The organism is Enterovibrio coralii, from assembly GCF_001559595.1.
Classification (GTDB): domain Bacteria; phylum Pseudomonadota; class Gammaproteobacteria; order Enterobacterales; family Vibrionaceae; genus Enterovibrio; species Enterovibrio coralii.
The window spans coordinates 286,322-299,715 of sequence record NZ_LNTY01000006.1 but is presented as its reverse complement, the minus strand read 5'-3'; the positions used below and the strand labels follow the sequence as shown (position 1 = coordinate 299,715).

Genomic DNA, 13,394 nt, shown 5'->3' with positions numbered 1-13,394 from the left:
ATAGCCATACTTTTCATGCAGTTATAAATGACCATTTCTTTCACTATTGAGACAGAAACGTCATGCGTAAGGAATAAGTGGATTATTTTTAGGCAGTTACGTGGAACGCAAAGAAAAAAGCCCTGCAAAGCAGGGCTTATCGTACTTTATCTAATAAAAGTTAGATTTGTTCCCAAGGACCATAAGCAGAACCAGGTACATCTCCCTTTGTCCACCACTTAGCCTTGTATGCCACACCTTGGTAAATCGCAGTATCACCGCCGTTGTAAACTTTGTCTGCGCTCCACTCTTTCGTTGTGCCATCATCTGCTGCTACCCAAACCGCTGCAACCCCTGGTTCTTCACCTTGCGTCCACCACTGAGCGGTATACTCAACGCCATTGTGAACCACTTTGTCACCGGTATTGTAAATAGCACTTGGATCCCAGTTGCTATCTACTGGGCCAGAATCACCTTTCACATTAACGGTAACGGTTGAAGATGCACTGTCCACTCCGTCTGTTACCGTAACCACAACTGAAATCGTGCTATCGACCGTTGATACTTCAGTTGGCACAGACACGACCGCTGCATTGCCAGTTTGAACCACAGTGCCAACAGAAGCAGTGATTGTTAGTGCGTCATTGTCGGCATCAGAAGCAGAAACGTTGATTGTCGCCGTATCACCCGCATTCACATCAAGCGATGCTGGCGCAGTCAGCTCAGGAGGCGTGTTTTCGACAACACCGCTGCCAGTGACGTTAACAACCACGGTCGCTGCATCAGACTTTCTACCATCACTCACAGTTACAGTGACGGTTTCAGTCAGATCAGTGGCAGTGTTTGGAGCTTGATACGTGACAGTCGCGGTGCCGTCTCCGTTATCTGTCACATCTGCACCTTGTGCAGCGAAGCTCAGCGCATCACCGTCGGCATCCGTCGCTGACACAGCAAAGCTGATTACTTCACCAGAGTTTGCCGATTGAGCACCCGGAACAGTCAACACAGGAGCTTCATTCGGAACCACATTCTGACTGAATACGTTGTCGATCTGCTCTGCCAAAGGTGAACGCAGGTTCGTACATTGCTTCAGTTTAGAGCCATAGTTAATGAAAGTACCTTCACACTGAATATCGCCGTGGACTTGCCATACAATGATACCGCCAAGGTCGTTATCAACGATGTATTCCGCTTTTTGGCGAATGGAATCAGGGTCGTCATAGCTCAGGAAGTATTTGCCTTTCACCGCATACGGTACTTTCGCGTTAGCATCCCACAAATGCTCCCATCCCGTTTGCTTGATGATGTAGTTATAGTTTGGCTGACCTTCAAAGGCTGCCCAGTTGGTCAAATCCACCGCAGAGACCGTTGGCCCATCTACCGAGAAGTTAACGTTACGTTTGTCCGTTGGCGCGCCTAAATACGCTGTCGCTTCCGTTGTTTGAACGCCGCGTCCGTAGAAAGCAGCACCGAAGTTAATCTTGTTCGAAGGAATACCACGAACATTCACCATCCAGTTCTTCAAGGTGTCGAGGTTTAGCCCTTCGAATTCCTCTTCAGGATATGGATAAAGTGGTGAGTTATGACCCGAGACATTAGACCAACCGCCATTCAAGTCATAGGTCATCATGTTGAAGTAATCCATCGAGTTCGACAGACGCGTCCAATCGTAGCCTTCCAGTGCAGATGGCACCGCTTTAAATGCAGCGGTAAGAAGTTTGTCTGGACCAATACGATCGCGAATGTCTTCCATCAGTTGTTCGAAGTTCGCGTAGTCTGCTTCCGTGCCAGTGAAGTTCATACCACCAGAGCCTGGGTATTCCCAGTCAATATCAATACCGTGGAAACCCAACGCCATCAAGCGATCAACGTCGTTGAGGAAACGCGCTTTCATCGCTGGATCAGCAGCCATTTCAGGGAAGTGTTTAGACATACTCCAGCCACCGATAGACGCCATGACTTTCACGCCTTTCTCGTTGGCCAAGTCAATCAAGCCCGGAGCCCCGCCCTCTTTTTTAAGCGGAATCGGCATTTGTCCGGTTACGCCTGTTGGTTCGTGTTTCCAGCCACGACCATCTTTTACAAAGCCCTGTGCCTGAACTTTCGCGAGCTGTTCAGCTTGCCAAGGCTCATTCCCTGGATATTCATGAATGTACTCAAGCTCACCCCATAAAATATGGAAGTCCCAGCTCGAATAAACATCCGGATGAAGTAGCGGTCCAGGCTCCTGAACGGCATTTGGTTGATAGATACTCTTGTTTCTTAAATCACCACTGTGCAAAGAACCGTCTTTGGCGACACCAAAGAAAGAGAAATTAAGGATGGAGTAGATATCCATATCCACGTTTAGGTGCGTTGCTTCACCTTTTACGCTAAACCCTGCATCCGTTCCTTTCCATGCTTCCCATTGTGTCAAATACCCAATGACAGCCTTATCGTGAGAAGGCGCTGCTTGCAAAGATGCACTCATGCCGAGGGCACTCGCAACACATGCAGCAATCGCTGTGAACTTAATGTTCTTATTCATTTATTATTCTCCACGTCTTGGATTATGGTGTTATTTCACCGAAATCTACTTTTCCATCACTTAATTTTTGACGCGAATATATTTATTAAACTTTGGCACTCTGATTCATAATGAAACATCTCAATTACATTTTGTTTCTTGGTTTTTTGCACCAAGCCAGCGAATTAAATCAGTACAAATGGGCTGACGTATCTTGAAATTTGCATTTCTTGCAGATTAATTACGCATCGCGAAAATGTAATACCTGGTTTGATATGTAAAGAATGGAAAGCAGATCGCAAAGGACATGGTTAACGACGTGTAAAAAAAAGCTCCGCACTTTATTCAAGATGCGGAGCAAACGCTAAAGAAGAAATACGCTAATTAATAAGCACTTCTGCCTAGAAGTGCAGAGTAGGCCGTGCGTGAGCACATAGTAGTGTTAGCAAACACCATACCAATTACGGCCAGGCCACAAAAATGCGTTAAAACCGTTATTCTGAACGAATTCATAGGGATGCATTGCTGCTTTTTGGGGCAATATCTGCACCAGCATGACGCCAAAAATAAAACGCACCTCCACCATCCCTCCAAACAAATGTGCACAAACATTCACCACCCGATAAATAAAACCTTTAGAACTAAAAAGAAACGTTGGAATAATTATTGGAATTAAATATTGACGCAAACGTTTGCTTTAGTATGATGCGCCGGAATTTACCGCTTGTTTGTTAGGTCGATATAGATGTTTAAGAAAATAGCCTCGCTTTCTCTATTGCTTTCTACTTCCGCGATTGCTGCACAGCAACCCATTCTTATCCAAGGTGCCATGGACATGGAAACGAATGTCCTCATTAACGCGCTAGAGAATGCAAAAGAAACACATCGTGGTGGTTGGACGTTTTGGGAAGGTGACATTAAAGGCCATCCAGTTGTGATTTCCAGAACGGAAATTGGTTTAGCAAATGCAGCTGCTTCAACAACGCTTGGTATTGAGCTATTTAATCCAAAAGCCATCATCAATCAGGGAACGTCTGGTGGCCATGACCCAGAACTTTACCGTGGTGACATCGTTGTTGGCGCACGCAGTTTCAACATGGGTGCGTACAAAGTCGAGTACACCGAAAAAGGCCAAGGTATCCACCCTGAAAAATGGCAGAACTTTGATGTCGTTATGCGTCTTCGTAAAAACGGTGAGCTGGTCGAGCACTCGCACTTTGATGCTGACGATGCTCTACTCGCGCACACGCTAAGTTACAGCAATGCATACAAGCACGGTAAAGTGGTTTCAGGCGTTATCGGCACTGCTGACGAGTGGAACCGCGAAGTAGACCGAATCAACTGGTTCCACGAAACACTGGGCACGTCGGTTGAAGAAATGGAAACCTCCGCTGCAGCACTTGTGGCTGAAGCCTACGACGTCCCTTTCGTAAGCATTCGCGTGCTTTCGAATACTGACCAACATAACCAAGATTTTGATCCTGCGACCGCCAAGCATTGCCAAGAGTTCGTTCTTGATGTGGTTGATGGCCTGATCAAAAAGTAACATCATAGAAAGGGGCTTAGGCCCCTTTTTTCATCGCTTAATCGCCTTTCTCACCTCCTCGTCCGTATCAGCAACATCTTGTCCCATATTATTGATTCCAATTGCAGTACAGGTTTTACATAATGAAAGAAAGCGTACGCTTTAACCTTACGTCACTAAGAGAGTCATTATGGATTTTGCATTACCCCTCGCTATCGTTGTCCTGATCGTTTTGATTTACCTCAATCGCCAAAAGGCGATGAAAGCCGCTGCAGAAAATAAAGAAGCAGGTGAAGCTTTCTTGACTAAAAATGCGCAGGAGGAAGGCGTACAAACAACTGAATCCGGTCTGCAATACAAAGTTCTGGAAGCCGGCGAAGGCGAATCGCACCCTACGAGAACATCTAAGGTAAAAGTGCATTACCACGGCACATTAATCGACGGGACGGTGTTCGATAGCTCCGTGCAGCGTGGAGAGCCAATTGAATTCGGTTTGAATCAGGTGATTCCGGGCTGGACTGAAGGCGTTCAATTGATGAAAAAAGGAGAGAAAACACGATTCTTTATCCCTGCTCAACTGGCTTATGGCAATCGCGGTGCAGGTATCATCAAGCCGGGTTCAACCTTGATTTTTGATGTTGAATTGCTGGATTTCAACTAATCAGCCATTCACAATTCAGATAAGAAAAAGCCGTGGTCGATACCACGGCTTTTTTGATCTCTAAGCGTGCTTAACGGATTCAAGCACAGATTTGTTCGACGCCCAACCGACAGCATCTTCAAGCGGCATCGGTTTCGCGAAGTAGAAGCCCTGACAGATATCAATGCCACAGCTTTCGACAAACGCCACGTCCTTCTCGGTTTCGATACCTTCTGCCACCAACGCACAGCCTGTTACTTCACTGATTTTTGCCAGCAATTGATAGAGGTTTTGGCCCCGCTCTTCCGTCGCATTGAGAAGCAATGAGCGGTCGAGTTTCACCTTGTCGAAATTAAACTTCAATAGATGCGGGAACGATGCGTACCCTGCCCCGAAGTCATCAATCGCAACTTTGACGCCCAACCCTTGAAGGATTTCGATGTTTTGTCTGATCTGAACGTGGTCTTCCAAAATAGCTTCTTCGGTCACTTCTAACTCAAGAGAGGTCGGAGACACGCCATAGTGATAAAGACGCTCGGCGATGTAATCCACAATGTCAGGGTCCGAAACAGACTCAGCTGAAATGTTTACGCCAACGCGGCAGCCTGCGGATAGCGGTAAACGCTTCAGATCTTGCAACACAAGGTCAATGACCAGCTCGTCTAGTTGTTTAATCGCCCCTACCTGATGGAAGTCTTTAATGAACATTGGTGGCACAATTTGTCCATCGTCGGTGCGATACCTCACCAGTGATTCATAAGCAACGTCCGAAGGATCTTTCAGGTTTACCTGTGGTTGGTAATACATGACAAAGCTTCCGCGAGTCATCATCTTACCTACGCGCTGGCTGACTTCGTGACGGTTAACGTGTCCACCCATCGATTGGTTAACCTCACCAAGGAAGGATGTCAGTGTGCTTTTCTCCAATGCGTGGCGACGAATCATCGCTCGGGCATCAATGTTACTCTTGCCGGCGTAATGCAGGTAAAACGGTCTGTAAACCATCACACCAATAGCAATCACAAGCACCTGAAGGATCACACCACCAATACTGTTGTTTGTCGCCAAGTAACCACTAATAAGCGGTGGTGTCATCCAATCAACAATGGCACTAACAGGATTGACCAAACCAAGAGCCATCACACCATAAACCACCACAAAACTGATCATTGGCACCAACACGAAAGGCGCAATCAGTGTTGGGTTAAAGATGATTGGCAAACCAAATAGCAACAGTTCGTTGATGTTGAACATCACCAAAGGCAACGCCGACAAGGCCAACGTAATGTGTCGTTTATCCTTTGAAAAAATCAAAATACAAAGCAGCAAACTCATGGTGCTCCCAGAGCCACCAATCGCTAGAAAAGCATCATAGAAGCCCTGCCCCAGGATGTTTAATGGTGCTTCGCCCATCTCCCAAGCATCAAGGTTGTTTTTTGTGTCTTCATATAACTGCTGCTTCGCACGAAACAGGAAGTTGTGACCATTGATACCAATTGAACCCAACAGTCCCAAAATGAACTGATAGAAAAGGCCACCGCTGATTGTCAGTGGATTCAACGTGAGGTTGCCACTGATCACATCAGATTCGAGGATGATGCTTCCAACGACTTGGTTAAAAAACACAGTCAGCAAAAGGAAACCAAAAAAGTGCGCCGATTGCTTATACAACGCGCTTACAAAGTCGATGCGCGATGGGTCAAGCGGAAACACTCTGAATGCCACACACCACGAAGAGGCAATCAACGCCGTCAACAACGCAATTAACGGGTTATTGGGTAACCCGTTGTGTGGTGCCACCAAATCATTCGCAATCGAAATTCCCGTAAACATAACCAATGCGTACGGAATCACCACCATTGGACTGGTGTTATGCTTCGACGACAGATAATACGTCGTGATAATACAAAGCGCGGTCGGATAAACACCGATCAAAAGGTCGGAAAAATAGAAAAAGCGCTTCGCTAACTCCCCCTGCTCGGCAAAGTTTAAAAAGTGGCCAGAAAACAGAGAAATTGCATTACATATCGTTAATGGCAGAAGAAGCAAAAAAACAATAGAAATGTCGCGAACATACGTATCGTAACAGGACCTTAAAGAAGGCAGTTTCACCATATGGTACCGATGTTATTCATTAGGTATTAAAATTTCGCGGATTATATATGTGAGCTTTGTTACCAACAACGAAATTATGGTTAATCATCGAACATAACTATTTCAAATGATTACAAAATGCATCCTTTAGCTTCCAAGTTAGCTCAAAGCCTTAAAATCACCATAAAACGTCAAAATATCGTGCCTGAAATTTGGCGTTTTAATGAAAAAACACTTGGTTTCATTGACGGCTTTTTCAACATCGAATCCAAGACACGCTCACCCGCAATGCTTCTGGGAATTCAACCGCAGATCATGAGCCTCATCTTGCCAAAATTACTCGGTGGAAAAATGACCTTCCTTCTCAGAGTACTCACATGTCCGGCAAACTAAATCACCGAATTTCCATTTTTGAGACAAGCAGCAAGACACGCCGCCTTGAAGGGAATTTGTTGCCAAATTGAACCAGTAGCGCATTTATTACGTCTAACAAATTGATTGACTAAATATTAATCACTAATGTAAGTGTTAGGAGAGCGTGAAACAAAGCCTCTACCATTTTTGACTGCCACGGCTATGCATACCGTGAAAACCAGTAAAAAGGAGACAGCCAAAAACACACGCGCTAAGGCAGTAAAGCCGAAAGAGAACGGCAAAACAAACACCCTGATAATGAGCCCGAGTATCGGCTCCGAACTTGGTTCTCATGGGTGATTGGCGATGACTGTTGAACGTCAACGTTCGTCCATTGGGCGGTATAGAAGGAGTTTGAGGCATGAGCGAAATCTCACTCAACTTTTCACTGGAAGAGTTCTATTCACGTATCGCAAAGGTACGTGCCGCAATGCTAGAAAAAGAGATCGATGTCCTGCTGGTACACGATCCCTCAAACATGGCTTGGCTGACTGGATACGACGGTTGGTCTTTTTACGTGCCTCAATGTGTCGTTTTGGGTCTAAGCGGAGAACCTCTTTGGTTTGGTCGCAGACAAGATGCGAATGGCGCGCGTCGCACTGTGTTTATGCATCCTGAAAATATCACGGCGTATCCCGACCATTACGTTATGAATCCCCCTCTACATCCAATGGAGTTTCTCGCCAACCATATCTTGCCTGAATTGCAATGGGACCGTGGTCACATTGGCGTAGAGAAAGACAACTACTATTTCAGTGCCACCGCCTTCGAAGCACTTCGAGATAACTTGCCCCTAGCCTCGTTAGTTGACGCCACGGCTTTGGTGAATTGGTGCCGCGCAGAAAAATCTTATCAAGAGCTCAAATATATGAAGGCGGCCGCTAAGATCGTGGAGAACATGCATCGCGTGGCGTACGAATTGATTGAACCAGGGTTGCCAAAACACATTTTGGTTGCGGAAATTAACAAGCACGCTGTTATCGGTCACGGTGATCATTTCGGCGACTATGCAGCCATTGTTCCCCTGCTGCCTTCAGGCGTTGATGCGTCCGCACCTCACCTAACGTGGGATGACCGTCCATTTAAGAAAGGTGAAGGCACGTTTATTGAAATGGCAGGCGTGCATCGCCGTTATCATTGTCCTCTCTCGCGAACCATTTATTTGGGTGAGCTGCCGATCATTTCAAGCGAGCAAACGACGCCCTGAATGAAGGTTTAGAAGCGGGGCTCGCCGTTGCAAGACCCGGCAACACATGCGGTGACATTGCCGATGCACTCGACAAAACCATGGCGAAATATGGCTTTGACCGTGGCGGTTCTCGATGTGGCTACCCGATTGGGCTAAGCTATCCTCCTGACTGGGGCGAGAGAACGATGAGCCTTCGTCCTTCAGATCAAACCATCTTAAAAGAAGGCATGACATTCCACTTTATGCCAGGACTTTGGATGGATGACTGGGGAATGGAGACGACCGAAAGCATAGTGATCACCCGACGTGGTGCAAAAACGCTCTGTGATTTCCCCAGACAGTTGTTTGTTAAACATTAAGTGACAGGATAAGCCGATGCCTAAACGATTGCCGCCTTCAGCAATAAGTACCAACATCGACTTTAATGCAGATGGTATTCAGCACGGATTTTTAAAGCTGCCCTACTCCAGCGATCAGTCAGCATGGGGAGCCGTGATGATTCCCATAACCGTTGTGAAAAACGGTGACGGACAAACGGCACTGTTAACAGGCGGAAATCACGGTGATGAATATGAAGGCATCATCTCACTTCAAAAGCTCTGTACTAAGCTTAAACCGAAACAAATCAAAGGTCGTGTGATCATCATCCCTATGATGAATCATCCTGCTGTCGAAGCAGGAAGTCGCGTTTCTCCGATTGATGGCGGCAACATGAACCGTGCTTTTCCAGGTCATCCCCAAGGTTCGGTAACAGAGCAAATCGCGGATTACTTCAACCGCGTGTTGATTCCAATGTGCGACACCGCACTGGATATCCACTCCGGCGGAAAAACGCTCGATATTCTCCCGTATGCGGCGGCTCATCGACTTCCAGACAAACTACAAGAATTACGCTGTTGGGAAGGTGCAAGGCTATTTGGAGCACCTTATTATTTCTACATCGAAGAAATGGACCAACTTCGCTCTATGACACAGCGGTAGAGAAACAGAAAAAAGTATTCGTTACCACGGAGCTGGGTGGCGGCGGTTCGACATCACCGGAAACCGTTGCGATGGCCGACCGCGGGATTCATAACTTCCTTGTTTACAGCGGCATCTTGCTGAAAAACTACATTGACCCACCTGCAGAGCCAAAAGCCATGGAAATACCCAGTGCCAAATGTTACGCACAAAGCGAACATCGGGGAATCATGGAGCTTGCGGTAAAACTGGGTCAACTTGTCGTGAAAGGCGATTTGATTGCCACCATTCACTCGGTGGAAAGAACGGGTGCAACGCCAGAAAAATACTATGCCACGACAGATGGCGTCGTCTGCGCGGTACGTCATCATTCGCTCATCAACATTGGTGACACCTTTGTCGTAATCGCAAAGCCAATCTTAAGTCCTTAGCGAAACTGGGAAACCCGCTAACCCTGTGCCACGATTAGTAAATCAGAACAAGGATTAGCGATGCGATTAGACAAATATGATCTCAAAATTCTTCAGGTTCTTGCCACTCAGGGGCGAATTACCAAATCTCATCTGGCTGAGGCTATAAACCTCTCCATCAGCCCTTGTTGGGAACGCGTAAAACGTCTTGAAGAGGCTGGTATCATCGAAGGGTACAGTGCGCGTATCAACCCTCAAATCTTCCAAAAGAAAACCCCCGTTATGGTGGAAATCTCGCTCGGCAAACATGATGTCAGCCACTTCCAACGCTTTGAACAAACCATGCTCGACTGTCCGGAAGTGGCCGATTGCTTTTCAACAGGTGGCGGCGTGGACTATATCCTTCGCGTTGTTACAGAAGACATCGACCAATACCAACGATTGATAGACAGCTGGCTGATGTCAGATCTTGGCATTGAACGCTATTACACCTACATCGTCACCAAGACGGTAAAGCATCAGAAAGACCCGTTCGATATCGACGAAAACTTGAAGCAATAGAGTGGGTTATTAACGTCACAGAAAAAAGACAAACTTATTCGCTGAAATTCAGAAAAAACACCAAGTCATTTCCCTGCCATCAGAAAACAGATTCTCCCTCACGCTCGTAGAGTTTAAGTGTATTCACTTTGTGCGTAGGGGGTCCTATGGCTGCGCTAAATCTACATAAAAGCAACGACGCGATTCTCGCCCAACTCAAAGACTCGCGCCTGTTTAAACAACTCGCTTACGTTAACGGCAAGTGGATTGCCGGTAATGCGGATATCGCGGTTACTAACCCGGCAGACAATGATGTGCTGGGTTACATCACCTCGTTGGAAAAATCGCAAGTTGATCACGCAATTGAAGCAGCGGAGGCTGCCTTCAAACACTGGAGAGCCCTTTCCGCTGACAATCGCGCAGCGGGATTGATGTTGTGGCATGACAAGATAAAAGAAAACCGTGAAGACTTAGCCCGTTTGATGGTGTTAGAGCAAGGTAAAACGCTCGACGAAGCGCGGGGAGAAATCGACTATGGCGCTTCCTTCATTCGTTGGTTTGCAGAGGAAGCCCGACGAGCCTACGGTGAAACCATCCCAAGCCATATTCCCAATGCGCATTTAGCGACTATTCGGGAGCCTATTGGCGTTGCTGCGTTGATCACACCATGGAATTTCCCGAGTGCGATGATCACCCGCAAAGCGGCGGCAGCTCTCGCCATTGGTTGTACCGTCATTGTTAAACCCGCTGAAGAAACGCCCTTTTCTGCGCTGGCGTTAGCGGAATTGGCTGAGCGAGCTGGTATTCCCGCTGGCGTTTTTAATGTCGTCACAGGCGATGCACCTATGATCTCGGCAACCTTGTCTTGCTCCGAGAAAGTGAAGGCACTGTCTTTCACTGGCTCAACACGAGTAGGAAAGCTGTTGCTAAGACAGAGTGCCGACACCGTGAAGAAATGCTCAATGGAATTGGGCGGAAACGCGCCCTTTATCGTGTTGCCAGACATGGACATTCACGAAGCCGCAAAAGCGGCTGTCGATGCCAAGTTTCAGACATCAGGACAAGATTGCCTCGCTGCGAATCGCATCTTCGTGCCCAGAGAGAAATTTGATGCATTCACTGACGCATTCGCCACTGAAATGCAAAAGCTCAAGGTCGGTAACGGCCTTGATCCGGTCACAGACATTGGCCCACTCATCAACGAACAGGCTGTCACCAAAGCCAGAAAGATCGTAGACGACGCATTGAATAAAGGTGCAAAGCTGGTTGCAGGGAAACCTCAATCTGTATCAGACGGTAACTTCTTTCACCCTGTTCTGCTGACCAATATCACGCCCGACATGGCGGTCTACCGCGAAGAGAATTTCTGTCCCGTCGCCGGGCTCATTCCCTACGACACCCTTCCTGAGGTCATCGCGGCAGCCAATGACACTGAATACGGGCTTGCGGCCTATGTCTACGGCCATGATGTCAGACAGATTTGGACGCTTATGCGTGGCCTTGAATTTGGCATGGTCAGTATTAACAGCGTGAAAATGACCGGCCACCCGATTCCCTTTGGCGGCATGAAGCAATCTGGTTTGGGACGGGAAGGCAGCCGACACGGCTTTGATGAATATAGCGAGATTAAATACTACTGCCTAGGCGGTTTAAACATTACTGGCGGCATTTAAAAGGAGTTAGCCATGAACAAGAATATCGATACTAAAGCACTGTTGGAATTAGACCGTCAGCATGTCTTTCATGCATCGACCCATCTCAAGCAATACGCAGACGGCGATATGCCAGGTCGCATTATCACGAATGCAAAAGGCATCCGTATCACCGATTCAGAAGGCGTAGAGTTAATTGATGGCTTCGCGGGCCTTTACTGCGTCAACATTGGATACGGACGTGAAGAGATGGCAGAAGCCATCTACGAGCAAGCCAAGAAGCTCGCTTACTACCACACCTATGTTGGGCACACCAATGAGGCTCTCATTCCTTTGTCTGAACGCATTATCAAAATGGCAGGACAAGGCATGAGCAAGGTTTACTACGGTATGTCGGGCAGTGATGCCAACGAAACCCAACTCAAACTCGTTTGGTATCACAACAATGCACGCGGACTGCCTGAGAAGAAGAAAATCATCTCACGCGATCGTGGCTATCATGGTTCAAGTATCGCGTCTGGCTCACTGACAGGATTGCCCCTGTTTCACGCCCATTTTGATTTACCGCTGGAGCGGATCAAACACACTGTTGCGCCCTACTACTACCGCCGTGTAGACAATGACATGAGTGAATTGGAATTCTCTGCTTACTGTGCGCTTGAATTGGAAAACATGATCATTTCTGAAGGTCCAGAAACAGTTGCCGCAATGATTGCTGAGCCTGTTTTAGGTACGGGCGGCATAGTGCCACCACCAGAAGGATACTGGTCAGCCATTCGCAGAGTGCTCGACAAATATGACATTCTGCTGATTGCGGACGAAGTCGTGTGTGGCTTCGGCCGACTCGGCGCGGACTTCGGCTCGCTCTATTACGACATGAAACCAGACCTTATCACTGTCGCGAAAGGTTTGACGTCTGCTTATCAACCTCTGTCAGGCGTCATGGTCGGTGAACGCGTGTGGAAAGTGCTGGAAGACGGTACAGATCAATGGGGTGCAATTGGCCACGGCTACACTTACTCTGGTCATCCATTGGGTGCTGCCTCAGCGATGTGCAACCTCGATATCATCGAGCGTGAGAATCTGACACAAAACGCTAAAGACACCGGAGCCTACTTCCAGCAACGTATGAAAGAGACCTTCGCAGATCATCCTTTGATTGGTGACTCTCGCGGTATTGGGTTGCTGCATGCATTGGAATTTTCGAGTGACAAGAACAACCGCGCACACTTTGACCCAAATCTGAAAGTCGGGCCTCAAGTCGCGGCTGCATGCTTAGAGGAAGGTCTTATTGCCCGTGCCATGCCACATGGTGACATCTTAGGCTTTGCCCCGCCTCTCGTCGTGAACCGCGCAGACATCGATGACATTGTTGAACGCGCAGAGAAGGCCGTAAACAAAGTCACGGATAAACTCGTACACAGCGGCGGTTGGAAAGCAGCGTAGAACAAGCCCTGAAAGAAAAAATGCCAGTCAGATATTCTG

At 47.4% G+C, this 13,394-nt stretch carries 9 protein-coding genes and 2 pseudogenes; 8 read left to right on the top strand and 3 right to left on the bottom strand.

The window, feature by feature from the left end; genetic code table 11:
* Positions 1-160 precede the first annotated feature (160 nt).
* The gene (locus ATN88_RS02065; RefSeq protein ID WP_067410660.1) at positions 161-2,506 is read right to left on the bottom strand and encodes a glycosyl hydrolase family 18 protein; all 2,346 of its coding nucleotides are present in this window, start codon (positions 2,504-2,506) and stop codon (positions 161-163) included.
* Between the two features lie 421 nt (positions 2,507-2,927).
* Positions 2,928-3,173 carry a hypothetical protein gene (locus tag ATN88_RS25740; RefSeq protein ID WP_157490640.1) on the bottom strand — a complete coding sequence of 82 codons (246 nt, stop codon included), beginning with the start codon at positions 3,171-3,173 and terminating at the stop codon, positions 2,928-2,930.
* 57 nt (positions 3,174-3,230) lie between these two features.
* On the opposite strand from ATN88_RS25740, the gene ATN88_RS02060 reads away from it, so the two are divergent.
* Positions 3,231-4,031, top strand: a complete 801-nt coding sequence (locus tag ATN88_RS02060) for a 5'-methylthioadenosine/S-adenosylhomocysteine nucleosidase (RefSeq protein ID WP_083539397.1) — start codon at positions 3,231-3,233, stop codon at positions 4,029-4,031.
* A 169-nt stretch (positions 4,032-4,200) separates the two neighbouring features.
* Complete coding sequence (locus tag ATN88_RS02055) at positions 4,201-4,671, top strand: FKBP-type peptidyl-prolyl cis-trans isomerase (protein WP_067410657.1); 471 nt, start codon at positions 4,201-4,203, stop codon at positions 4,669-4,671.
* Positions 4,672-4,731: 60 nt separating this feature from the next.
* Here the strand turns inward: ATN88_RS02055 and ATN88_RS02050 are convergent, their stop codons facing one another.
* Positions 4,732-6,483 (bottom strand): EAL domain-containing protein, encoded by a 1,752-nt coding sequence (locus ATN88_RS02050; RefSeq protein WP_456297731.1) that lies wholly within the window; start codon positions 6,481-6,483, stop codon positions 4,732-4,734.
* A gap of 399 nt (positions 6,484-6,882) precedes the next feature.
* On the opposite strand from ATN88_RS02050, the gene ATN88_RS02045 reads away from it, so the two are divergent.
* The 6 genes and pseudogenes from ATN88_RS02045 (at position 6,883) to ATN88_RS02020 (ending at position 13,355) form a co-directional block, all read left to right on the top strand.
* The gene (locus ATN88_RS02045) at positions 6,883-7,137 is read left to right on the top strand and encodes a hypothetical protein (RefSeq protein WP_067410650.1); all 255 of its coding nucleotides are present in this window, start codon (positions 6,883-6,885) and stop codon (positions 7,135-7,137) included.
* 382 nt (positions 7,138-7,519) lie between these two features.
* A pseudogene (locus ATN88_RS02040) lies at positions 7,520-8,706 on the top strand (M24 family metallopeptidase).
* Between the two features lie 16 nt (positions 8,707-8,722).
* Positions 8,723-9,738 (top strand): annotated as a pseudogene (doeB, locus tag ATN88_RS02035) (N(2)-acetyl-L-2,4-diaminobutanoate deacetylase DoeB).
* Between the two features lie 60 nt (positions 9,739-9,798).
* A complete protein-coding gene (locus tag ATN88_RS02030) occupies positions 9,799-10,278 on the top strand; it encodes an Lrp/AsnC family transcriptional regulator (RefSeq protein ID WP_067410645.1) in 480 nt (159 codons plus the stop codon).
* A 146-nt stretch (positions 10,279-10,424) separates the two neighbouring features.
* Positions 10,425-11,930, top strand: a complete 1,506-nt coding sequence (locus ATN88_RS02025; protein ID WP_067410641.1) for an NAD-dependent succinate-semialdehyde dehydrogenase — start codon at positions 10,425-10,427, stop codon at positions 11,928-11,930.
* A 12-nt stretch (positions 11,931-11,942) separates the two neighbouring features.
* Positions 11,943-13,355: an aspartate aminotransferase family protein gene (locus ATN88_RS02020; protein WP_067410636.1), complete on the top strand. Its 1,413-nt coding sequence runs from the start codon at positions 11,943-11,945 to the stop codon at positions 13,353-13,355.
* Positions 13,356-13,394: the final 39 nt, after the last annotated feature.

Coding starts and splice junctions, on each gene's coding strand:
- ATN88_RS02065 (WP_067410660.1), bottom strand. CDS start 2,506: ATGAATAAGAACATTAAGTTCACAGCGATTGCTGCATGTGTTGCGAGT.
- ATN88_RS02060 (WP_083539397.1), top strand. CDS start 3,231: ATGTTTAAGAAAATAGCCTCGCTTTCTCTATTGCTTTCTACTTCCGCG.
- ATN88_RS02055 (WP_067410657.1), top strand. CDS start 4,201: ATGGATTTTGCATTACCCCTCGCTATCGTTGTCCTGATCGTTTTGATT.
- ATN88_RS02050 (WP_456297731.1), bottom strand. CDS start 6,483: ATGTTTACGGGAATTTCGATTGCGAATGATTTGGTGGCACCACACAAC.
- ATN88_RS02045 (WP_067410650.1), top strand. CDS start 6,883: ATGCATCCTTTAGCTTCCAAGTTAGCTCAAAGCCTTAAAATCACCATA.
- ATN88_RS02030 (WP_067410645.1), top strand. CDS start 9,799: ATGCGATTAGACAAATATGATCTCAAAATTCTTCAGGTTCTTGCCACT.
- ATN88_RS02025 (WP_067410641.1), top strand. CDS start 10,425: ATGGCTGCGCTAAATCTACATAAAAGCAACGACGCGATTCTCGCCCAA.
- ATN88_RS02020 (WP_067410636.1), top strand. CDS start 11,943: ATGAACAAGAATATCGATACTAAAGCACTGTTGGAATTAGACCGTCAG.